Below are 22676 nucleotides of genomic sequence, written 5' to 3' on the forward strand. Positions count from 1 at the left end.
GGGAGGATGAAATGGGAAACAATCTGAAGGCAATGCTGGCGGGGCTGGCGCTGTCGAGCGCGCTGGCGCTCGGCGGCGCGGGGGCTGCCTATGCCGCCGGCGACGAGATCGTCATCGGCGCACCGATCTCGCTGACCGGGCCGCTGGCCGGAGACGGCAAGGAACAGAAATGGGCCTATGAGCAGGCCGTCGCCGACATCAACAAGGCGGGCGGCATCACGGTGGCGGGCAAGAAGCTGCAGGTGCGGCTGGTCGTCGCCGACGATGAGAGCTCGGAGGGCAAGGTCGCCTCGGCGCTGGAAAACCTGATCAAGGTGCAGAAGGTCGATGCGCTGCTGTCGACCCATTCCGGGCCGATGAACATTGCCGGTGCCATCGTCGCGGAAAAATACAAGAAGTTCTACATGATCACGACCGCCTTCCCGTTCGAATGGCAGCCGCTGAAGTTGAAATATTCGGCGTTGTTCTTCTTCCATCCGGGACCAGGTGCGGAAGTGCCGTTCGAGATCTGGGGCAAGCTGCCGGCCGATGAGAAGCCGAAGCATCCGGCGCTGGTCTCGGAAGATTCGCCCGATGGCAAGGGTTTTGGCGGCGCCTTCGAGGCGGCGGCCAAGAAATACGGCTACACCTTTGCCGTTGACGATCCCTGGGCAATCGGCGCCACCGACTATTCGGCGCTGATCACCAAGCTCAAGGCCGCCGATGTTGACGCCATGCTGGTCTTCGGCTCGCCCGCCGACACCATCACGCTGCTGCGGCAGATGAAGGAACTCGGCTTCTCCGTGCCTTATCTGCATGGCTGGAAGGGCACCTGGACCGGTGAGTTCCACGAAGCGCTCGGCGCGGATTCCGATTACATCATGACGGATGGCTTCTGGTCGGCGAGCTACCCCTACAAGGGCGCCAAGGAACTCGGTGACCGCTACGAGGCGGAGTTCAAGAAGGACTCCGTCACCGTCGGCGCCTTCTACGCCAACGCCCAGGTGCTGGCTCAGGCGATCGAGAAGGCCGGCAGCACCGATGCCTCGGCAATCCATGACGCCATCTTCGGCCAGGAGTTCAAGGACACGGTCGTGGGCGATCTTAAATTCGACGAGACCGGCTTCGCGCTGATCCCCAGCGTCGCGACGCAATGGTGGCAAGGCAAGCACCAGCTGATCTATCCGGACGGCACCTGGACCTACAAGCCGGCGCCGGCCTGGGACAAGCGCTGATCACAGCGCTCCTCTCCCCGTTCCACGGGGAGAGGAGCCGGCAGGCAGGTGAGGGGCAGCGCTGCCCTCAAACAATTTCCACACGCGAGAAGTCTCGCCGGAGACAAAGAAACACGATGCAGCCTGACGAAACCTTGCTGCGCCTCGAGGCGGTCAAGAAGCGCTTCGGCGGGCTTGTCGTGCTCAACAATATCGACATATCCGTCGGCTCCAACGAGTTGATCGGCCTGATCGGTCCGAACGGTGCCGGCAAGTCGACGCTGTTCAACGTCATCACCGCCCTTTACGCGCCGACGGAAGGCAAGGTGCTGTTTAATGGCCAGGACATAACCGGCATCGCGCCTCATCGTATCTCGCGGTTGGGCATTGCCCGCACCTTCCAGCTGGTGCGGACCTTTCTCACCATGACCGCTTTCGAGAATGTCATGGTCGGCGCCGTCTTTGGGGCAGGGGGGCGCGTCAGGCATGCGAGCGAAGCAGCGAATGCCGCGCTCGAACTGGTCGGGCTCGGCGAAAGGCGCGCCATGCTGACCGCGCATATGACTTTGTCCGACCGCCGCATGCTGGAGATAGCGCGCGCCGTTGCCTCCGAGCCGGCGCTGCTTCTGCTCGACGAACCGATGGCAGGGCTCAACCCGACCGAGATCCAGCGCATGGTCGATGTCATCCGCCGCGTCCGCGACGAGAAGGGCATTTCGATGCTGTGGGTCGAACACAAGGTCGACGCCATCATGAAAGTGTGCAGCCGGGTGATCGTGCTCGACCATGGCGAAAAGATCGCCGACGGCACGCCGCGCGACGTCACGCAAAACCGCAAAGTGATCGAGGCTTATCTTGGCGAACCGGCTGCTTGAAATCAGCGATCTCAAAGTCGCCTATGGCGATGTCGGCGCGCTTTGGGGCGTGTCGCTGCATGTCGACGCCGGCACCATCGTCGCCATCGTCGGCGCCAATGGCGCAGGCAAGACGACGCTGCTTCGCACCGTGTCGGGCCTGCTGACGCCGAAGGCCGGCGACATCAGATTGTCCGGCCAGTCTCTGGTCGGCAAGGCGCCTGAAGCCATCGCCCGCATGGGCATTGCCCATGTGCCGGAGGGGCGCGGCCTGTTTCGCCAGATGACCGTGCTGGAAAACCTTGAGCTCGGCGCCTTTCAGCCAAAGGCGCGGCCACGCGCAAGAGAGTTGCTGGAGAAGGCCTATGCGCTGTTTCCACGCCTGAAGGAACGCGCAAACCAGAAGGCCGGTTCGCTTTCCGGTGGCGAGCAGCAGATGCTGGCGATCGCGCGCGCCACCATGTCGGAGCCGTCGCTGCTCATTCTCGACGAGCCGTCGCTGGGTCTGAGCCCGCTCGTCGTGCAGCAGATGTTTGCACTTATCCAGACCTTGCACAGCCAGGGCGTCACCATCCTGCTGGTCGAGCAGAACATCCATCAGGCGCTGAAGGTCGCCGACTATGCCTTCGTGCTCAAGACAGGCGCGCTTGCCATGCAAGGCACCGGCGCCGAGCTCATCGCCGATCCTGAAATCCAGAAGGCCTATATGGGCGTGTTGGAGTAGATGATGTCTAGCATTCCGTCCCCCGACATACTGCTCCAACTCTCGCTCAACGGCGCACTGGGCGGCGCCATGTATGGCGTCGCCGCGGTGGGCTTGAGCCTCATCTTCGGCACCATGCGGTTGATCTTTCTGGCGCAGGGCGCGATGATCATCCTTGCCGCCTATTTCGTGCGGGCGCTGTTTTACGGTCTCGGCATCGATCCGTTCCTGTCGCTCGTCATCGTCGTGCCGGTCGGGCTCGGCGTCGGCTGGCTGCTCTATCAGGGCCTGTTCCGCAAGGCCGCCGCTGAGGCCGACCGCAACGTTTCGCTGCTGATCGCCGTCGGCCTGATGTTTCTGGTGCAGAACCTGATGACGGTTGTGTGGGGCGGCAACACCGCTGCCGTGGTCACCTCCTATACCGCGACAGGCATTGAGCTGCTCGGCGTGCGCACCTCGTTCACCCGCTCGATGGGTTTCCTGATTGCGCTGGCCGGCACCGGGCTGGTGGTGCTGTTCCTGCGCAAGACCATTATCGGCAAGGCGGTGCGCGCCGCTTCGGAAGACATGGATGCGGCGACGCTGATGGGCATCAGTCCTCACCGCGTCAATGCCATTGCCTTTGCCATCGGCATTTCGCTGGCCGGGGCCGCCGGCGTCGCGGTGGCGACAACCTTTCCGTTCAACCCGTTCGCCGGGTTCATCTTCAGCCTGAAGGCGCTGGTGGCGCTGGCGCTGGGCGGCATCGGCAATGTCAGCGGCGCACTCGCCGGCGGCATCCTGCTCGGCCTGATCGAGGCCTATGTGCAGTTCTTCATCTCCGGCGGCTGGACGAATGCGATCGCCTACGGCGTGTTTCTGCTGGTGCTGATGTTCAAGCCGGAAGGCCTGTTCAGCCGCCCCTACAAGAAGGCTTGAGAGCATGAACCGAGCCTTGCCATGGATTGCCGTCGTTGTCGTCGCCGCGCTTGCGCTGGTGCCGTTCCTGCCAGGCGCCGTCGACGCCTACGCCTTCTCCTTCCTGTTCTTCGTCTTTCTCTACGCCATCATGGCGCAGAGCTGGAATCTGGTCGCCGGCTTCGGCGGCCAGATCAGCCTCGGCAGCCATGCCTTCTTCGGGCTTGGCGCCTACACCACCGCTATCCTGTGGAGTGGCAACTATCTCTGGGGCTCGCTCTATGACAGCCATCCCGGCATCTACTATTTCGATCCGGTGACGATGGCGCTGGGCGGCGTGGTCGCGGCGGTTGCCGCGGCCATCATCGGCTTTCCGCTGCTGTCCAAACTGCGCGGCGACTATTTCGCGCTGGGCACGCTCGGCTTCGGCGAGATCGTCAAGGTGCTCTTCGTCAATGGCGGCGATTTTACCGGCGGCGCCTTCGGCATCGTCGCACCGGCCAGCACCTTCGACACCCTGCGCCCGCATTACTGGGTCGCCCTTGGTCTGATGGTCGCCACCGCGCTCGCCATCCGCACGCTGATGCGCTCGCGCTATGGCCTGGCGCTAATCGCCGTGCGCGACGACGAGATGGCGGCGTCGGCCAACGGCATCGACGTGCTGAAGGTCAAGGTCGCCGCCTTCGCCGGCAGCGCCTTCATCGCCGGCGTCGCCGGCAGCCTCTACACTTTCTACATCTTCCATGTCGGGCCTGACTCCGTCTTCGACCTCGACTGGATGCTGTTGCCGCTGATGATGACGGTCGTCGGCGGCACCGGCACCGTGCTTGGCCCCATCCTCGGCGCACTGGTGATGTATGCGGTGTTCGACCTCGCCAAGATCGTCGTGCCGGATTACCACCCGGTGATTTCAGGCCTGACCATCATCCTGGCGATGCTGTTTTTGCCGAAGGGGCTGATGCGGAGTTTTGCGGGCAGGGCAAGGGCGGCCGGCGCCTGATCTGCCTCAGGCTGTCGCTAAGGCTCAATAGGCAGCAGCCGAACCGGGCACCGCCTGGAGGCGGTCAATGTCTTTGCGAGGCGGCGCGCCGAACAGGCGGCGATATTCGCGGCTGAACTGCGACGGGCTGTCATAGCCTACCGCGAAGCCGGCCGTGCCTGCGCTTGCCCCGTCGACAAGCATGATCCGTCGTGCCTCCTGCAGGCGGAGCTGCTTCTGGTATTCGAGCGGGGTCATGCGGGTGATCGCCTTGAAGTGGGCATGAAGCGATGACGGGCTCATGCCCGATGCGGCGGCGATCTCGTCGATCCGCAACTGCGCCTGGTAATGATTGCGGATCTTGGCGATGGCGCGGCTGACCTGGTTGAGGTGGCTGTCCACGGACGCCATCTGGCGCAGCTTCGCGCCGTGCGGTCCTGTGAGCAAACGGTATAGAATCTCACGCTCGATCAGTGGCGCCAGAACCGCAATGCTCTCGGGCCGGTCGAGCAGCCTGACTAGCCGGCAGGCCGCATCGATCAGGTCGGGGTCGCTTGGATAGGTTGCCAGCACCGGCAGGTCCCTGCCGGGGGCAGCACGCCCTTCCTTCACCAGCAGCTCGGCCAGTGCCGCGCTGTCAAAATCGATCTTGCAGCAAAGGTAGGGCGCCGCCGGGCTCGCCTCCAGAACATGCCCGACCAGGGGCAGGTCGACCGAGACGAGCAAATAGCTCGCTGCGTCGTAGACCACACTCTGGTCGGCCAGCGAGACACGCTTCGATCCCTGGGCGATTATGCAAAGAGACGCCTCATAGACCGCGGGGATAGGCGCGCTGGGCTGATTGGCGCGAATGAGCGTCAGCCGCGGCACTTTGGTACCGGCCATGCCCGAATTCGGCGCAAAGCGCGCGATCATTTCGGCGAGTTCGTTGATTTTCTCCATGCCGCATAAATCTCCACGGCGAGAAATGTTGCAAGCCATTTCGCACTCATTTGGAGGATCGTGCAAACTCTTTGGACGATCGCGCTACCGCCCTTTGCCGGTTCGCCGCCATCTATCTCCCCGTCACCGCAGCGAAAAAGGAACGATCATGACGGGACTTAAAGACAAGGTTGTACTCATCACCGGCGCCTCGAGCGGTATCGGCGAAGCGACGGTTCGGGAGCTTGCCACGGCAGGCGCCAGACTGTTCATCGGAGCTCGCCGCACCGAGCGGCTCAAGGCACTGGCCGCGGAAATCGGCAAAGGCGTCGCATGGCGCGAACTCGACGTGACGGATGCGGCAAGCTTCGATGCCTTCGCAGAGGCCGCCCATGCCGAATTCGGGCGGATCGATGTGCTGGTCAACAATGCCGGCGTCATGCCGCTATCGCCGCTTGCCGCGCTGAAGCGCGATGAGTGGTCTCGCATGATCAATGTCAACATTGGTGGTGTGCTGAACGGGATCGCCGCGGTGCTGCCGCGCTTCGTCGCCCAGAAGAACGGCCATATCGTCAACGTCGCCTCGGTCGGCGCGCATATCGTGCTGCCCACCGCGGCGGTCTATTGCGGCACGAAATATGCCGTCTGGGCGATAACCGAGGGGCTGCGGCAGGAGCATGACGACATCCGCGCCACGATCATCTCTCCCGGCGTGACCGCAACTGAACTCGGCGACGATATCAGCGATCCCCAGGTTGCCACAGCGCTGAAAGAGTGGCGGCAGAAGTCGCTGACACCGGACGCCATCGCGCGCGCCATCCGTTTCGCGCTCGATCAACCCGATGGCGTCGATGTCAACGAGGTGATCGTGCGGCCAACCGCCGCCAACATGTAGCAACCTGCTACCGGATGCCGGATTTCGGTGGGCTGCGGCGCTCTTCGAAATCCGGCAACGGCCATATCCCTAATGCACCACCGACATCACCCGCTCCCGCAATTCCCGCGGCGCCACATCGTACTTGCTCTTGAACGCCCGCGAAAAATGCGCGCTGGAATTGAACCCGCAGGCAAAGGCGATTTCGGAGATCGAGGCTGACGCCCGGGTTGGCGAGAGCAGCTCTTCCTTGCTGCGCTCCAGCCGCCTGTCCCAGACGAAGCGTTCGAGCGTCATGCCTTCGCCCTCGAAGGCGCGGTGGAGATAGCGGCGCGAGCAGCCCATGTGGCGGGCTATGTCTTCGGCTGAGAGCGTGCTGCGGGCGAGGTTGGCGTCGATATAGGCGACGATGCGCTCGCGCAGCGCCTCCAGCGGCGAGCGACGGAATTCGGGCGCCATCGGCTTGGCCTGGATCAGGCCGTTGACGAGCTGGATCAGGCTTTCGCCGACACGGCGACAGCCGGCCTCGTCGAGCTTGTGCGCCGCGCCGATCGCCATCTGCATCAGACCGGAAACGATATGGGTCAGGCTGTCGTCTTGGCCCGGAAGCGGCAGCGGCGCCGACAGGCGCGCCAGCGTCTCGTCGCCGAAGGTCGAGCGCGGCACCTGCAGGATCAGCTGGTCGACATCGCTGAGGTTCTGCAGCGAGTAGCTGCGCACCGGATCGTAGATGATCGCCGCGCGCGGGCCGAGATCGACGGCCACCTGTTGCTGTTCGAAGCGACTGCGGCCTTTCAGCTGCATCAGGATCTTGATCGCGTCGGGATCGAAGCTGCGCCAGAAGGCGCGGTCGTTGACGACCAGATGCGACTTGGCCTTGATCTCGGACAGGCGACAGGCGCCGAGATTGACCGAGACCAGTTTGGGCAACGACGGCGCTTCGCCGCGCGAAAAGCGCTGCGTGATCGGGCCGAACAGCATCCGCGATGCCGACAGGAAGGCTTCGCCGTCGGCGACGCTGACATGGTGCATAATCTCCTCCATCTTCATTCCGTTTCCTGTCTTCGCAGGATTGAGCAGCAAGGCCAGAGCCGGTGCAACTGGCATGGAAGTTAACATGCTAATCATCTTCGCCGCAACGGCGGAGATTGCGTCATGCCTCGCCGGTCAATCGCGCCGAAATCTGCCCGGCCGCCCTGATCGCCGCCGCGCCCTGGCTCGCCGCAATCGCATCGTCGATGCGCGAGACGGGCGAGGCGATCGCCAGCGTGCCGATCGGCTGGCCGTCGCCGCCGAGGATCGCCGCACCGACGCTGTGCACGCCTTCCTCATAGCCCTGGGCGCTGCGCGAATAGCCGCGCGAGGCGGCAAGCGCGACCGCCTTGGACAGAGCGGCAGGCCGGGTCATCGTGTGCGCCGTGAAGGCCTCCAACGGCTTTTCGAGATAGGCATCGACCACTTCGGGCCGCGACGCCGCGAGGAAGGCGATGCCTGACGCCGTGCCATGCAGCGGCAGCACCTGGCCGACATCGACATTGACGCGGTTGGCTTTGACCGACAGCTCGACATGGACGGTGATCAGCGCGCCGGCGCTGAATTCGGTCAGGTGCACCGTCTCCCCGGTCTCGAGTGACAGCTCGCGGATGATGGGCGTTGCCAGCCGCACGAAAGGAAAATGCGCGTCACGGATGCGGGCCAGCCGCGACAGGCCGGCGCCCAGCCGGTAGTGGCGGCTATGCGGCTCCTGCTCGATCAGCCGGTGGTTGGCGAGTGCCATCAGCAGCCGCCTGGCGGTGGCCTTGTCGAGGCCGGCCCGGCGGGCGAGGTCGGACAGGCCGATCTCGGGTTCCGTCAGGGTGAACAGCTCCAGCAACGACACCGCCTTGCTCACCGTGCTCATTGCGCATTCTCCGAGATACTTCGCATGTGAATTAACTTGACAGCGCTCATTCCTGTCTGCAGTGTGTCTATAACATACAAAACACAGGTTCAAATAGTGAACCGATGTGGGCGCGGTCTTGTGCCCCGAAAACTAGCGCCAGGGAGAGTTCAGCACTGTGATGGCTGCCAGCAGAAGCGATGCGCATGCCGCATCAATCGATGAGCTGCTCGATCGCGAGCAGGCGCGGTTCCTCGACACGCATCCGCGTTCGGCGGCGGCGTGGGAAGAGGGCAAGACACACTTCCTCTATGGCGGCCCGTCGCACTGGATGCGGCGCTGGGCCGGCGGCTTTCCGGTCTATGCCGCCTCGGCGCGCGGCGCGCATATCGGGGACATTGACGGCCACGACTATGTCGATTTCGCGCTTGGCGACACGGGCGGCATGTGCGGCCACGCGCCGGAGGCGGTGACGCGTGCGGCCCTGCACCAGCTGCAGAACGGCACCACCATGATGTTGCCGACGGAAGAGAGCCGGTGGGTGGGCGCCGAGCTGACGCGCCGTTTCGGCCTGCCCTACTGGACGCTGACGACGTCGGCCACCGACGCCAATCGCGGCGCCATCCGCATTGCGCGTATGATCACCGGGCGCGCAAAAGTGCTGGTCTTCTCCGGCTGCTATCACGGCGGCGTCGAGGAGGCGCATGTCGAGATCCGCGACGGCCGGATCGGCATGCGCAACATGATCCATCCCAACGGGGTCGATCACTCCACTGTTTCCAGAGTGGTCGAGTTCAACGATGTCGCGGCGTTGGAGGAAGCGCTGTCGCATGGCGACGTTGCCTGCGTGTTGACCGAGCCGTTGATGACCAATTTCGGCATGATCCCGGTCGCCGATGGTTTCCACGAGGCGTTGCGCGAGATCACGCGGCGCACCGGCACGGTGCTGATCATCGACGAGACGCACACCATCTCCAGCGGCCCCGGCGGCTACACGGCGCTGCACGGGCTGGAGCCCGATATTCTCGTCGCAGGCAAGGCGATTGCCGGCGGCATTCCGGCTGGCATCTTCGGCGTGTCGCAGGAGATCGCCGAGCGACTGTGGAAAATCGTGCCGCTGGTCAATCCGCGCGTGCGCCAGTCGGCGCATCTGGGCATTGGCGGCACGCTCGCCGGCAATGCGCTGACCATCGCCACCATGCGCGCCGTGCTGGAAGAGGTGCTGACGCCGGCGAATTTCGAAATCATGATCGCCAATGCGACGCGGTTGGCGCAAGCGGCGTGGGGCGTCATCCGCGCCAACAAACTGCCCTGGCATGTGACGCAGACCGGCGCCCGCGCCGAGATCATGTTTATGCGAGAGCCGCCGCGCAGCGGCGCCGACGTCATTGCCGGCCGGCGCGGCGATCTCGAGACGCTGCTGCACGCCTTCTACATGAACGAAGGCATTCTGGTCACGCCGTTCCACACCATGTTCCTGATGTGCCCGGCGACGTCGCCGGCCGATGTCGACCGCCATACGGAGGTCTTCGGCCGCTTCGTCGATCTGGTTCGCGGCGTCGTCTGAGCGATGGCGAACCCGTTCGACCTCAAGGGCAGGACAGCGCTGGTGACCGGCGGCGGGCGTGGCATCGGCGCCGCCATCGTCACACGCCTCGCAGAGGCCGGCGCTTCGGTGATCATCGCCAACCGCACGCTCGATGTCGCCGAGGCACTTGCGGCGGACCTCACGGCGCTCAGCCTGTCAGTTCGTGCGGTGGCGTTACCCAGTCTTGACCGCACGGCGCTGCTTCAGCTTGTCGGCGCCATCGTGGATGAGGCCGGCCGGCTCGACATCGTCGTTCACAATGCCGGCGGCTGTCCCTGGGCTTCGATCGAGGAGCTCGACGAGGACAAGCTCGAAGAGGCGCTGGCGGTCAATCTGAAGGCCTGTTTCTGGCTGGCGCAGGCGGCGGCGCCTGCAATGCGCAAGCACGGCTTCGGCCGCATCCTGGTGACGTCGTCGGTGTCGGCGCGCGTCGCGATGGCGGGCGGCGCGCACTATTCGGCGGCTAAGGCCGGCGTCAACGCCTTCATCCGGGGCGCGGCCTTCGAGTTCGCGCGCGACGGCATCACTGTCAACGGCGTCGAGCCCGGCTTCATCGCCAAGCCCGGTCGCGGCACGATGAGCAAGCCGGAGGTGACGGGCCGTCTCGGCCAGTTTATCCCGATGGGCCATCTCGGCGAGGCCGACGACATCGCCTATGCCATGCTTTATCTCGCTTCCGAGCAGGCGAAATACACGACCGGCCAGACCATTGTCGTTGACGGCGGCTCGACCTTGCCGGAGACGGGCTATGCCGTCGAGCGGCACTGGGGGCTCGCATGAGCCAGCGTCTCGAAGGCCGCAAGGCGCTGATCACCGGTGCCGCTACCGGCATGGGCCGGGCCACCGCAGAATTGTTCGCGCAGCATGGTGCAGAGGTTGTGGTGTTCGGCCATGGCGGCGAGGTTCTGGACGAGGCGGCGAACGCAAGCGGCGGCATTGCCGTGCGCGGCGATATCACCAACGCCAAAGACATTGCCAGCGCCATCGATGCCTGTGCCGGCCGGCTCGACATCGTCGTCAACGCTGCAGGGGTGATGATCCTCGACGAGCCTGAGACGCTGAGCGACGAGACCTGGGCAAAAAGCTTTGCCGTCAACGTTACCGGCGCGATGATGGTGTGCCGGGCAGCACTGCCGCTGTTGAAGACAAACGGCGGCGCGATCGTCAACATCGCCTCGGTCGGCGCCTTCAATGCCAGCGGCCAGAACGCGGCCTATTCGGCCAGCAAGGCGGCACTGGTTTCCTACACGCGCTCGCTCGCTTTCGCGCATGGCCAGGATGGCATCCGCGCCAATGCGGTGGCGCCCGGCTGGGTGCGCACGCCGATGAGCATCTACGAGATGAAGGTGGCCGCAGCCGCCAACGGCTCGACATCGGAGGAAGAATTCTCGGCACTCACCAACCGCATCGCGCTGCGCCGTGTCGCCGAACCGCAAGAGATCGCGTCGTGCTGCCTGTTCCTCGCATCGGACGATGCGTCCTTCGTCACCGGCGCGGTGCTGGTGGCGGATGGCGGCGGCCGCGCGCCAACGCAGAACCGGGCGGTGTGAGGCGAGCTGAAATCTATCGGCTGGCGTGGAGGCGCCGGCCAGCGAAATGGGAGGAGAAAGAATGCCTGACAGAAGTGCCGAGTTGGTCTTCACCAATGGCCGCATCTACACGCTCGACCGCAAACGGCCCTGGGCCTCGGCCATCGCGGTCAAGGGCGGGCGTATCATCGCGGTCGGCGAAGGCGCCGATGTCGCGGCGCTGACGGGGTCTTCCACGCGCGTCGTCGACCTCAAGGGCGCCATGATGATGCCGGGCATCGTCGACGTGCACGCGCATCTGATGATGGGCGGCATTGCCGAACTGTTCGAACTGCGCTTCCCGCCGACATCGAGCTTCGAGACGCTGATCGCGCGCGTCGGTGAGGCGGCGGCCAAGGCGCCTAAGGGATCCTGGATCATCGGCGGCCAGTGGGGCAGCGATCTCTTGCCGAAGCTGAACACGCTGGAGGCGCTGGCGGCGCTCGACCGCGCAAGCGACGGACGTCCGGTGATGCTGCGCGACGACACCTATCACAACCGCTGGGTCAACTCGGCGGCACTCGCGCTCACCGGCCTTTCCGCCGCCTCGGCGGATCCGGAGAAGGGCTCGATCGGCCGCGATGCGGCAACCGGTGCACTGACCGGCATGATGATCGAGACCGCGGCCGGCATCATCGAGCGTACCATCGCGCTGTCCGGCCACTACACAGACGAAATGGGCCGCACGGCGATGGCGCGCTCGATCGCGACGCTCAACTCCTATGGCGTCACGGCTTTCCTCGACGCCGCCGCCATGCAGCCGGTGCTGGCGGCGCTGAAAGGCCTCGACGACCGCGGCGAACTCACCGCCTGGTCCGTGTCGGCGATGCCGGCCGTCGAGCCGTCCTTCATGTTCGGCATTGCCGGCGACGAACTGATCGCCTTGCGTGAGAACTATCGCAGCGCTCACGCCAAGCCCGATTTCGTCAAGATCTTCCTCGACGGCGTGCCGGGCGCGCGCACCGCAGCCTTCCACGAGCCTTATGTCGAGGACGCTTTGGTCGGCTGCTGTTTTCGCGGTTCGACCATCGTCACCGTCCCGGAGCTGATCCGCTGGGTCGGTAAATGCGAGAAGCTCGGCCTGGGCGTCAAAATCCATTGCGCGGGTGACGCCGCCGTCAGCCAGGCGCTCGATGCCATCGATGTCGTGCGCTCCTTCAACGGGCCGACGAAGGTGATGCACCACATCGCGCATGCGAGCTACATCGCGCCGGAGGACATTGCCCGCTTCGCCGAACTTGGCGTCGTCGCCGATCTCTCGCCTTTCCTCTGGTATCCGACCAGCTTCCTCGAAGGCCACAAGCAGACCATGGGCGAGGCGCGCGCACTGCGCTTCTGGCCGAACAAGGATCTGCTTGCGGCTGGCGCGCTGCTCGCGGGCGGGTCCGACTGGCCGGTGATGCCCAACCCCGATCCCTGGGACGGTATTGAGGGGCTGGTGACGCGCCGCAATCCGAGCGGCGAATTCCCGGGTGCGGCGCTCTGGCCGGAGCAGGCGATCGATGTCGCGACGGCGCTGAAAATCTTCACCATCAACTCCGCCCGCGCCATCGGCCTCGGCGATACGGTCGGTTCGATCGAGATCGGCAAGTCGGCCGACCTCATCGTGCTCGACCGCAATGTGCTGGAAACGCCGGCGGACGATCTCGCCGACACCAAAGTGCTGACGACCTGGTTCGAGGGGAGGGTGGTCTATGAGCGCGCCTGATCCCGGCAGCGACAGCAGGATCCCGGTGACGATCCTCACTGGCTTTCTCGGCAGCGGCAAGACCACGGTGCTCAACCGCCTGCTGCGCCAGCCCTCGCTGGCGGGCGCTGCCGTCATCGTCAACGAGTTCGGCGCCGTCGGCCTCGATCATCTTTTGATCGAAGCGAGCGACGAGCAGTTCACGCTGCTCGACAATGGCTGCGTCTGCTGCACGGTGCGCGGCGATCTCATCGCCACGCTGCAGGAACTCGACCGCAAGAGCCAGGCGGGTGAGACGCCGCCACTATCCAAAGTAATCATCGAGACAACCGGGCTCGCCGACCCGGCGCCGATCCTGCACACACTGATGGTCGAAAATGAGGTTGCGGCCCGCTTTCGCATTGGCGGCGTCGTCACCACGGTCGATGCGGTCAACGGCGCGGCGACACTTGCGCGCCACTCGGAAGCGGCCAAGCAAGTCGCGGTCGCCGACCGGCTGCTGATCACCAAAACCGATCTTTTGGCGGGTGGTGCGCTTGCCGACCTGCGGCACCGGCTGGAGCATCTGGCACCGACCGTCGGGCAAACCATTGCCCTGAACGGCGAGATCAATCTCGACCTGCTGGCAAGCTTGCCCGCCGAGGCTGCTGCCGACGTGACACGCATCGCCGCACGGCTGGAGGCAGCCACGCATGGCCACCATGATTGCGGGCCGGATTGCCATCATCACGATCATCATCACGACGCGCATCACGGTATCCAGTCCTTCAGCTTCGTCATCGACAGGCCTGTCGAGTGGAGCGCCTTCGCCCGCTGGCTCGACTATGTCGCGGCGCTGAAGGGCGAGGATCTTTTGCGCTTCAAAGGCCTCGTCCATGTCAGCGACGAGCCGGAGCGGCCGCTTGTCCTGCACGGCGTGCAGCACGTGTTTCATCCGCCGGCGCGGCTCGAGCGTTGGCCATCGGCCGATCGCCGCACCCGGCTGGTGTTCATCGTGCGCAACATCGAGCGCGAGACCATAGCGCGCACGCTGGTGAAGTTTGCCGCCATCGACGCCGCCAGCATCGCCGCGCCGGTGCGCGCCGCCGCCTGAACCGAAAACCGCATGACAAAAATGGGAGAGACAAACATGCATTGGAAATCGAGACTGCTCACCGCGGCACTGGCCGGCATCGGCCTTTCCACCATCGCTGGCGCGGCTTTCGCCGCAGGCCCGACCTGCAAGGATGGTTCGATCAAGGTCGGGGCCGTATCGACCGTCACCGGGCCGGCTGATTTCAGCGAGGTGCCGAAGGCAACGCAGGCCGCTTTCGACGCGGTCAACGCCGCAGGCGGCATCAATGGCTGCAAGATCGACTACACCATCGCCGACGACAAGGCCGATCCGGCGGTCGCGGCACAGGCTGCGCGCGACCTCATCGACAACAAGGAAGCGGTGGCGCTGGTCGGCTCGGCCAGCCTGCTCGACTGCGCGGTCAATTCCGCCACCTACAGCCGCAAGAAAATCCTTTCGGTCCAGGGACTTGGCGTCGACGCCGCCTGCTTCTCCTCGCCCAATGTCGCACCGGTCAATGTCGGTCCGTACACGCTGTCGACGGCGATGGCCTATTACGCCACCAACGAGCTGAAGGCGAAGAAACTCTGCGCCTTCTTCATCATCATCGGCGGCACCCAGGAAGCCTACAAGAAGGCGATCGAGAACTGGGAGACGATCAGCGGCCAGAAGGTTCATTTGCTTGACCTTACGCTGCCCTTCCAGGGCGATCTCACGCCCTATGTCATCAAGGCGCGTGACGCCGGCTGCGATGCTGTGCTGACCAACCAGGTCGAGCCGCAGGTGGTGCAGCTGATCAAGACGGTCGATGCGCAGAAGATATCGGGCATCAACTGGCTGTTCCTGGCGCCGGGTTATACCGAGCAGGTCGCCTCGGCACTCGCCGACACCAAGCAGCCGATCTATGTCGGCACCGAATGGGAGCCTTTCACCGAGAAAGGTTCGGCTGCGAACGCGCAATGGGCCGCCGACATGCAAAAGGCCGGCCGTCCGCTCACCGCCTTCTCGCAAGGCGGCTATCTCGCCGCCGAACTGTTCCTCAAAGTGGTCGCCTCCATCGATGGCGAGGTGACGCGCGAAAGCGTTGGCCAGGCGCTGCACGACATGCAGCCGCTCACCAATCCGCTCGCCGGCAGCGCCTACGTCTTCGGCAAGGACAAGACGCATTCGCCGATGCAGGCGACCAAGGTGATGAAACTCGAGAGCGGCGCCTGGAAGGTCGAGACGCCGGACTGGGTCGTGCTGCCTCAGGCCAAGTGAGGTCCTCCCGGGCGTCGGCGCTGCTTCTTGCGTCCAGCTTCTTTCTCCCCCTTTGCGGAGAGAAATGCAGGACAATGAGGGGCGGCGCCGATCTCGACGATATGTCGGGCCGACGCTGGCCCGCTTTCCAGAATCGGGAAAACGATGAACGCATTGCTCACATCCGCCGTGGCGGGACTGACAGCCGGGGGCACCTATGCGCTGCTCGGTGTCTGCGCCGTCTTCACGTACCGGCTCGTCGCCGTGGTGAACTTTACCGGTGCCGCTATCGGCACCGCCGGCACCTTCGTGCTGATCGCGCTGTTCGAGGCCGGCTTTCCGATCTGGCCATCGGTGCTGGCTGGCATTGCGGCGGGCACGCTGACCGGCGCCGCGATCGGCTTCATCATGACGCGGTGGTTCGGCGAGGCCAGCGCCTCGACCAAGGCGGCGGTCACGGTCGCGTTGCTTGTCGGCCTGATCGCCATCGGGCTGCGCCTCACCGGCGGCCAGCATCCGCACAACATGCCAGACCTCTTCCCCGGCTCCGCTTTTCGCCTCGCCGGCGTCGAGGTGACCATCGCCTCGGTTCTCACCATCGGGCTGGCTGTGTTGTTCACGGTCCTCTCGGACCTTTTCCTCAACAGGACCAAGGTCGGCCTCAATTTGCGTGCGCTGGCAGACCGGCCGATGGCAGCGGAGCTGCTTGGCGTGCGCGTGCAGCTATTGTCGCTGCTCGTCTGGGGCATGACCGGCGCTTTCACCACTTTCGCGCTGATGATCATCGCGCCGCAGCGCTCGCCGAATTTCATGACGCTCAGCCTGCTGGTGGTGCCGGCGCTGGCGGCGGCACTGGTCGGCGTCTTTCGCAGCTTCTGGTGGACGCTCGCCGGCGGCATTGCACTTGGTGTCGTCGAAGGGTTGGCGAGCTCGGTCGATTCCATCAGCCAGTACCGCAGCGCCATTCCGTTCCTGGTGGTGCTTGCCGTTCTTCTCTGGTCGCAGCGGGAGGCCCGCTGGGATGAAGCGCGCTAGTCTGCGAGCCTCGCTCGCCATTGTTGTCGTCGCACTTGTCGCCGGCTCCGCTGCCTATGCCGGCCTGCTGCCGCCCTATTGGGTGTTCCTCGCAACTTCGGTGTTGATCACTGGCGTTGCGCTGCAAAGCCTCGGCCTCGTCGCCGGTCGCACCGGCATGATCGCGCTTTGCCAGATGTCATTCGCCGGTGTCGGCGCCTGGACGGTCGGCTATCTCAACCTCGCCGAGGCGCCCGGCGGCCTGGCCGTGTGGACCGTGATCGGTGGACTGGCGGCGGTACCGTTCGGCATTGCCATCGGCCTGCCGGCGCTGCGCCTGCGCGGCATCAACCTCGCCATCGTCACGCTGTCCTTCGCCACCGCCTTCGACACCATCCTGGCCACCATGACCTATCCCGGCCAGACCGATTTCCTGCAGGTGCCGCGGCCGGAGATGTTCGACAGCGACGAAGGCTATTTCGTCTTCGTACTTTTGTTTTACGTGGCAATCGCCGTGGCGCTTGAAGTCGTCAGCCGTTCGCGGCTCGGCGCCTCGTGGCTGGCGGTCCGGCATTCGGAACGCGCGGCCGCGGCGCATGGCGTCAGCATCGCCACCGCAAAACTCTCGGCCTTCGCCATCAGCGCCTTCGTCGCCGGCATTTCGGGCGGGCTGCTGGCCGGCTATCTCGGCACGCTGGTTTCAGAAAATTTCAGCATGATGCAATCGCTCTCGCTCTATGCGGTGTCGGTGATGGCCGGCGCGCATTTCGCCGAAGGCGCGATCATCGGCGGCCTGCTCGTCGTCATGTTCCCGGAACTTCTGCGCCGTCTGGATTGGCCGCAGGACATCGGCAATGTGCTATTCGCCGTCGGCGCCACCCAGGCGCTGGCATCCGGCGAGACGATGAGCGAGACTTTTCGGCGCCAGGTCCGCAAATTGTTGCCAGTTCGGGCGCTGAAAGGCACTGCGGCGGACGCGCAGAATCTGCCATCGCTGATCCAGCGCCCGGCGGGGGCGGCACTTGCCATCGATGGGCTGACGGTCCGCTATGGCAGCGTGGTCGCGCTGAACAATGTCAGCCTGACCGTTGCCGCCGGCACGGTTGCGGGACTTATCGGACCGAACGGCGCCGGCAAGTCGACCTTCATCGACGCGGTCGCCGGCTTCCTGTCGAGCTATGAAGGCCGCATCAGCTTGAGCGGCCAGTCGCTCGAAGGCATGTCGGCAAGCAAGCGCGCCCGTGCCGGCGTTCGCCGCAGCTGGCAGACCACCCGCATCGCGCCGGAACTGACCGTCGGTGGCTATCTGGCGCTGGCGGCGAAGGGACTGTCGGCCGGCGAAACCAAGGCGGTGCTCGACTGGCTCGACTGCCCGCATCCTGACACGCTGGTGGCCTCGGTTGATGCCGGCACCAGACGCCTGCTCGATGTCGCCGGCGTCGTTGCGGCGCGCCCCGCCGTGGTGCTGCTCGACGAACCGGCCGCCGGCCAGTCGCATGAAGAGACGCTGCGGCTCGGCAAGCGCATCGCCGAGATCCCAAAGCTGTTCGGCTCGGCGGTGCTTCTGGTCGAGCACGACATGGATCTGGTCCGGGCGGTCTGTTCGGAAGTCACCGTGCTCGATTTCGGCCAGGTCATCGCTTCCGGCCCACCGGCCAAGGTGCTTGGCGAACGCGCGGTGAAGAAGGCTTATCTCGGCATCGAGGAAGAGAGCGTGGCGGCATGAGCAGGCTCGTCGTTTCCAACCTGTCGATCGACCGCGCCGACTTGCCGGTCGTCAGCTCGGTCGATCTCGTCGCCGAGAGCGGCGCGATCAGCGTCGTGCTCGGCGCCAATGGCGCCGGCAAGACGACGTTGCTCGAAGGCCTGTCGGGCATCATCCCGGTTGCCGGCGGCACCATCGCCATCGATGGCCGCGAACTCAAAAGGCGCGCCCTGGCGTCCGCTCGCGCGAGGGCCTTGCCCACGTCGAGCAAGGACGCACGGTCTTTCGTCAGCTCACCACGGAAGAGAATTTGCGCGTCAGCCTGCATCCGAACGCCGACATCGGGGAAGCCTATTCGCTGTTTCCCGAACTGGTGCAGCGCCGCGCGGTGAAAGCAAGTCTGCTATCTGGTGGCGAGCAGCAGATGCTGGTCATTGCGCGCGCGCTTCTCACCCGGCCGAAGGTGCTGCTCATCGACGAGATGTCGGCAGGCCTCGCCCCGGTCATCGTCACGCGACTGATGAGCGCGGTGCGCAAGCTCGCCGATGATGGCTTGGCCGTGCTGTTGGTCGAACAGTTCGCCGCGCTCGCTCTGTCGATCGGCAACCGCGCCTATGTCATGCGGCGCGGCCGCGTTGTCTATGACGGCGACTGCGCGAAGCTCAGCCAGTCGCCGGACGAACTGCACCGGCTCTATCTCGGCGGAGCCGCGGAGGTGGCTTGACGGCTGGTTCTCTCGGAAGGCGTAAAGCATTCCCGACGCCGCACGGACACACCAACCGGGCGGCTAGCTCGCCACCTGGAAACGCACGAAACTCGCTTTCCAGACACTGGAAACAGCGAGCACGCGCCGTTGGCACGACCTTAATTTTGTCGCCTCAGGCCTTTTACACCTCAGCGGTCACGGGAGTTTCACGCCTCAACTGCCTGCCTGAGTTTTATCAGACTGCGACGTAGCCATGTTCGCATCGTGTTGAGCGGTACGTTGTAACGCTGGGCGAGCACCTCATAAGATTCGCCATCGAAATATGCACTTCGGACGGCTTCGGCTTTTTCTTTGCTTAGATGGTCGATGCATTGATGGAGCAGCCTGACGTTATCGCGTGCAAGGAGCTGTGCCTCCGGCCACGGAGAGGGATCGGTAACATCTCGCGCATGATCGATCTCCAGACATGGAGGACGTCGCGACCGGATGCGATCTATCGCCTGGTTGCGTGCAATCGCAACCAGCCATGAAATAGGGCTCAGCTCCGATACTGCGAAGCGGTCGGCCTTTGCCCAAACCTTCAAAAACACCTCTTGCAGCGCTTCCTCCGCGTCAGCTCGGTCGCCAAGAATGTGGAGGCATACTCCGAACAGTTTCGCGCTGGTATGCCGGTAGAGGAGGTCGAAAGCGGCCCGATCTTGTTTGCTTGTTCGCAGTATGAGTGCTGTTATGCCATCGCGCGTCATCGGATTTGACCTCAAAAACTGACTGCTGGTGATGCCTGATCGATTTGGCCCACCTCGTAGGTCCGCCTTCGGCATGCTCTCGGAGCGCTAGTCGGGTTACGCGGGTTGTGGGGGATACGTTCGCCGGTTCGAAGTGGATCACTCCGACGGATTAAATGTTGCGGTCCCAAACGGGCGGACCGCACATGAGTGATCCAAACCATTGTCTGGTGCGTAGTAAGGCATCAGAAAAGAGCGGCTCGCCCTGGCTAGCCGGAGCAAGCTTGCGCATTTACTAGTGAGCGATGGAAGAATTCGACCCAGCCCGGCTGATCAATCGTGTCGGGACGACACAGGATCGGGATGCGTTTGTGGAGTTGTTCGGACACTACGCGCCGCGCGTGAAGGCCATGATGATAAGGCGTGGCGCGAGCCCTGATCGCGCCGACGATCTGGCGCAAGAAACCCTGGTCAAGCTTTGGCGAAAGGCCGCACAATATGATCCGTCGCGCGCTTCCGCCTCGGCGTGGGTGTATGCGATTGCTCGCAACGTGAGCGTTGACGCAGTGCGTCGCGACGGTCGCGCGGCACCATGGACCGAAGACGAAGGCGTGGACCTGGATGAGCCAGAGCGCCAATTGCTCGCGGCAGAGCGCGAGGCGTTGGTTAGATCGAAAATGGTGTCTCTGCCGGTAGAGCAGTTACGCGTTATCCGGATGTCCTTTTTCGACGGTCTGCCGCATTCGCAGATCGCGGATCTGCTTGGGCTACCGTTGGGTACAGTCAAATCGCGCATCAGGCTCGCCCTGCAGCGACTGAAAGACGGACTTGGTGATTTGATATGAACTCGATTACCCATCACCCGACCGACGAGACGCTCGCAGCCTTTGCTTCCGGCACGCTTGACGAAGGGCGCAGCGTCGTCGTTTCAATGCACATGTCGTTTTGTACTGCCTGCAAGAACAAGGCACGTCGGTATGAGGCGGTAGGGGGTGCGCTTCTCGAGCGGACATCGCCAGCACGAATGAAGCCTGATGCTCTGCAAAATGTTTTGAAGGTTATCGACACAGATTTGCCGGCGCCTGACACGAGCCCGGAAGAACCGCTCGATCGCTATCAGCTTGGAAAATGGCGATGGGTCTGGCCGGGTGTACGGCAACGTTCGATATCGGTACCCGTGGTCTCGAATATCAAGGTGTTCATGCTGAAAGCGGAACCCGGAATTCAGCTGCCGCATCATAAACACACCGGATATGAGTGGACATGCGTGCTGGAGGGGGCGTTCGAGCATCAGTTCGGCCGCTATGGCCCAGGCGACTTCGACGAGGCCGATGAGACGCTCGAACATAAGCCAACCATATGCGAGGGCGCCGCGTGCGTCTGCATCGTCGCCTTACAGGGAGAAATCAAGTTTCAGAGCGGGTGGGGGCGGCTGATACAGCCGCTTTTGCGGCTGTGATCTGGTTTAAGCTCTAACTCCCTCGTGTCCGTCTATAAATCTCCAGGGCTCGCTCTCTGGCCACCGAATGATCGACCAACGGCGAAGGGTAGTTTTCTCCGAGGGTAATACCGCATTCCGCGAGCACAGATGCAGGGGCTTCAAACGGCCTGTGGACATATCGGTTCGGCAGGCGGGCCAATTCCGGCACATAACGCCTTACATAGGTGCCCTCCGGATCGAACTTTTCGCCTTGGAGGATCGGATTGAAAATACGGAAATATGGCGCTGCGTCGGCACCTGATCCAGCCACCCACTGCCAACTGGCCGGATTGTTGGCGGGATCCGCATCGACCAGAGTATCCCAAAACCAGCCCTCACCATCGCGCCAGTCGACAAGAAGGTCTTTGACGAGAAAAGACGCGGCAATCATGCGCACGCGATTGTGCATCCATCCTGTCCGCCAGAGCTCCCGCATTCCCGCATCCACGATTGGATAGCCGGTTCGGCCAGATTGCCAGGCCCTTAGGGCCGATGGCGTGCTCCGCCATTCGAACGAATCGAATTCCTGGCGGAAGTTTTCGGAGTCCAGTTTTGGGCGATGGAAAAGCAGATGGTAGGAAAACTCGCGCCAGCCTAGTTCCTTGCGGAAGGTCTCAACACCTTTACCGCGCCGGCGCCGCAAAGCAGCCGTGATCTGAAATGGCGAAATCTCACCATGCGCAAGATGAGGTGACAGGCCAGAAGTGCCTTCCACACCTGGCACATCGCGGTCCTCAGCGTAACTGTCGAGACGATCCTTGAGAAAGAGATTGAGCCTTTCAGTTGCGCCCGCTTCGCCAGGGTGCCAGCGTTCCGCAAGGCCCGGAGACCAGTCCGGCTTGCCGGGCAAAAGCTTGAGATCTTCAAGCTTCTCTGAGTGCAGGGTTCCATTCCACGTCGTTATGTGTGACGGCGCATCAATCGGATCTCTCGGTTCGACCTCCGCTAGCCGATTATAGAACGGCGTGAACACTTTATAGAAGTCGCCGGACCGCGTTGAAAGCTGCGACGGCTCATGCAGAAGAAAGCCATCAAAGCTTTCCGCCTTCAATCCGTCTGCGCGTAGCGTCGACTTCAAAAGCGTGTCAGCGGCGATGTCTGACGGAGAATAGCGCCGGTTCCAGAACACGGCGTCAGCGCCGGTGGACCTGACTGTTTGCGCGATAATTTCAGCTGTCGGAGCTTGCCGCAGCACCAACCTCGATCCGAGCTTTTCCAGCGCGTTTGCCAGACCCAAAAGCGAATGATGAAGCCACCAGCGGCGGGCTGCTCCCGGCGGACGCCAGCCCTGCTCTTCGTCAAGAATGAACACCGGCACAACGGGTCTGCCAGCGTCGACTGCGGATGAAAGCGCGCGATTGTCGGAAATGCGGAGGTCGTTGCGAAACAGAACGACGATTGGGGCAGGGCCGGTGGTCATTCGCCTCAGTCTCTTTTTGGGCGGAGTGGCGGTGGTCGCCTGTTCTCCTCACGCCTACCAGACAACTACGCGCGAAAGGCCGGATCGGATCACTGCAAACATTGTCAATTGGATTGCCACCTGTAGGAGCGGCTATCAGCGTCCTTTAATTCAGCGATCGATGCAGCGTCAAATCTTCACAAACGAATCT

Annotated in this window: 21 protein-coding genes and 1 pseudogene; 17 read left to right on the plus strand and 5 right to left on the minus strand. The window is 63.7% G+C overall.

Annotation, left to right across the window (positions count from 1 at the left end; all coding sequences use genetic code 11):
- The first annotated feature begins 11 nt into the window (after positions 1–11).
- The 5 genes from AC1DYJ_RS24855 to AC1DYJ_RS24875 all read left to right on the plus strand — a co-directional run bounded on the left by AC1DYJ_RS24855 (position 12) and on the right by AC1DYJ_RS24875 (position 4647).
- Positions 12–1214 carry an amino acid ABC transporter substrate-binding protein gene (locus AC1DYJ_RS24855; protein WP_477285503.1) on the plus strand — a complete coding sequence of 401 codons (1203 nt, stop codon included), beginning with the start codon at positions 12–14 and terminating at the stop codon, positions 1212–1214.
- Between the two features lie 116 nt (positions 1215–1330).
- Positions 1331–2068 carry an ABC transporter ATP-binding protein gene (locus tag AC1DYJ_RS24860; RefSeq protein ID WP_477285501.1) on the plus strand — a complete coding sequence of 246 codons (738 nt, stop codon included), beginning with the start codon at positions 1331–1333 and terminating at the stop codon, positions 2066–2068.
- A complete protein-coding gene (locus AC1DYJ_RS24865) occupies positions 2061–2771 on the plus strand; it encodes an ABC transporter ATP-binding protein (RefSeq protein WP_477285558.1) in 711 nt (236 codons plus the stop codon). The genes AC1DYJ_RS24860 and AC1DYJ_RS24865 overlap by 8 nt, the downstream gene beginning before the upstream one ends.
- 3 nt (positions 2772–2774) lie before the next feature.
- Entirely contained in the window at positions 2775–3668 is an 894-nt protein-coding gene (locus tag AC1DYJ_RS24870; RefSeq protein WP_477285499.1) for a branched-chain amino acid ABC transporter permease, read from the plus strand.
- 4 nt (positions 3669–3672) lie between these two features.
- Positions 3673–4647 carry a branched-chain amino acid ABC transporter permease gene (locus tag AC1DYJ_RS24875; protein WP_477285497.1) on the plus strand — a complete coding sequence of 325 codons (975 nt, stop codon included), beginning with the start codon at positions 3673–3675 and terminating at the stop codon, positions 4645–4647.
- Positions 4648–4671: 24 nt separating this feature from the next.
- On the opposite strand, the gene AC1DYJ_RS24880 is transcribed toward AC1DYJ_RS24875, so the two are convergent.
- Positions 4672–5541, minus strand: coding sequence for an AraC family transcriptional regulator (locus tag AC1DYJ_RS24880; protein WP_477285495.1), 870 nt, complete (start codon positions 5539–5541; stop codon positions 4672–4674).
- A 175-nt stretch (positions 5542–5716) separates the two neighbouring features.
- On the opposite strand from AC1DYJ_RS24880, the gene AC1DYJ_RS24885 reads away from it, so the two are divergent.
- Positions 5717–6442, plus strand: a complete 726-nt coding sequence (locus AC1DYJ_RS24885; protein WP_477285493.1) for an SDR family oxidoreductase — start codon at positions 5717–5719, stop codon at positions 6440–6442.
- Positions 6443–6511: 69 nt separating this feature from the next.
- Here AC1DYJ_RS24885 and AC1DYJ_RS24890 read toward each other — a convergent pair whose 3' ends face one another.
- Positions 6512–7465 carry a helix-turn-helix domain-containing protein gene (locus tag AC1DYJ_RS24890; RefSeq protein WP_477285491.1) on the minus strand — a complete coding sequence of 318 codons (954 nt, stop codon included), beginning with the start codon at positions 7463–7465 and terminating at the stop codon, positions 6512–6514.
- A gap of 109 nt (positions 7466–7574) precedes the next feature.
- A complete protein-coding gene (locus AC1DYJ_RS24895) occupies positions 7575–8321 on the minus strand; it encodes an IclR family transcriptional regulator (RefSeq protein WP_477285489.1) in 747 nt (248 codons plus the stop codon).
- 160 nt (positions 8322–8481) lie between these two features.
- On the opposite strand from AC1DYJ_RS24895, the gene AC1DYJ_RS24900 reads away from it, so the two are divergent.
- The 9 genes and pseudogenes from AC1DYJ_RS24900 to AC1DYJ_RS24940 all read left to right on the plus strand — a co-directional run bounded on the left by AC1DYJ_RS24900 (position 8482) and on the right by AC1DYJ_RS24940 (position 18879).
- Positions 8482–9867, plus strand: coding sequence for a transaminase (locus AC1DYJ_RS24900; protein ID WP_477285487.1), 1386 nt, complete (start codon positions 8482–8484; stop codon positions 9865–9867).
- Positions 9868–9870: 3 nt separating this feature from the next.
- The gene (locus AC1DYJ_RS24905) at positions 9871–10668 is read left to right on the plus strand and encodes an SDR family oxidoreductase (protein ID WP_477285485.1); all 798 of its coding nucleotides are present in this window, start codon (positions 9871–9873) and stop codon (positions 10666–10668) included.
- Entirely contained in the window at positions 10665–11438 is a 774-nt protein-coding gene (locus AC1DYJ_RS24910) for an SDR family NAD(P)-dependent oxidoreductase (RefSeq protein ID WP_477285483.1), read from the plus strand. The genes AC1DYJ_RS24905 and AC1DYJ_RS24910 overlap by 4 nt, the downstream gene beginning before the upstream one ends.
- 61 nt (positions 11439–11499) lie before the next feature.
- A complete protein-coding gene (locus AC1DYJ_RS24915; RefSeq protein ID WP_477285481.1) occupies positions 11500–13164 on the plus strand; it encodes an amidohydrolase in 1665 nt (554 codons plus the stop codon).
- Positions 13151–14236, plus strand: a complete 1086-nt coding sequence (locus tag AC1DYJ_RS24920; protein WP_477285479.1) for a CobW family GTP-binding protein — start codon at positions 13151–13153, stop codon at positions 14234–14236. Before AC1DYJ_RS24915 ends, AC1DYJ_RS24920 begins: the two co-directional genes overlap by 14 nt.
- Positions 14237–14272: 36 nt before the next feature.
- Positions 14273–15457 (plus strand): ABC transporter substrate-binding protein, encoded by a 1185-nt coding sequence (locus AC1DYJ_RS24925; RefSeq protein WP_477285477.1) that lies wholly within the window; start codon positions 14273–14275, stop codon positions 15455–15457.
- A gap of 144 nt (positions 15458–15601) precedes the next feature.
- Positions 15602–16471: a branched-chain amino acid ABC transporter permease gene (locus AC1DYJ_RS24930; RefSeq protein ID WP_477285475.1), complete on the plus strand. Its 870-nt coding sequence runs from the start codon at positions 15602–15604 to the stop codon at positions 16469–16471.
- Complete coding sequence (locus AC1DYJ_RS24935) at positions 16458–18176, plus strand: branched-chain amino acid ABC transporter ATP-binding protein/permease (protein WP_477285473.1); 1719 nt, start codon at positions 16458–16460, stop codon at positions 18174–18176. The genes AC1DYJ_RS24930 and AC1DYJ_RS24935 overlap by 14 nt, the downstream gene beginning before the upstream one ends.
- Positions 18173–18879, plus strand: a pseudogene (locus tag AC1DYJ_RS24940) (ABC transporter ATP-binding protein). The gene AC1DYJ_RS24935 and the pseudogene AC1DYJ_RS24940 overlap by 4 nt, the downstream one beginning before the upstream one ends.
- Positions 18880–19067: 188 nt before the next feature.
- Here AC1DYJ_RS24940 and AC1DYJ_RS24945 read toward each other — a convergent pair.
- The gene (locus AC1DYJ_RS24945; RefSeq protein WP_477285471.1) at positions 19068–19607 is read right to left on the minus strand and encodes a sigma-70 family RNA polymerase sigma factor; all 540 of its coding nucleotides are present in this window, start codon (positions 19605–19607) and stop codon (positions 19068–19070) included.
- A gap of 284 nt (positions 19608–19891) precedes the next feature.
- Here AC1DYJ_RS24945 and AC1DYJ_RS24950 point away from each other — a divergent pair, with 284 nt between their 5' ends.
- Both AC1DYJ_RS24950 and AC1DYJ_RS24955 read left to right on the plus strand, forming a co-directional pair.
- Positions 19892–20431: a sigma-70 family RNA polymerase sigma factor gene (locus tag AC1DYJ_RS24950; RefSeq protein ID WP_477285470.1), complete on the plus strand. Its 540-nt coding sequence runs from the start codon at positions 19892–19894 to the stop codon at positions 20429–20431.
- Entirely contained in the window at positions 20428–21045 is a 618-nt protein-coding gene (locus AC1DYJ_RS24955) for a ChrR family anti-sigma-E factor (RefSeq protein WP_477285469.1), read from the plus strand. Before AC1DYJ_RS24950 ends, AC1DYJ_RS24955 begins: the two co-directional genes overlap by 4 nt.
- 13 nt (positions 21046–21058) lie before the next feature.
- Here the strand turns inward: AC1DYJ_RS24955 and AC1DYJ_RS24960 are convergent, their stop codons facing one another.
- Positions 21059–22486: a cryptochrome/photolyase family protein gene (locus AC1DYJ_RS24960; RefSeq protein WP_477285468.1), complete on the minus strand. Its 1428-nt coding sequence runs from the start codon at positions 22484–22486 to the stop codon at positions 21059–21061.
- Positions 22487–22676: the final 190 nt, after the last annotated feature.

Source organism: Mesorhizobium sp. P2_B11 (genome assembly GCF_056404855.1).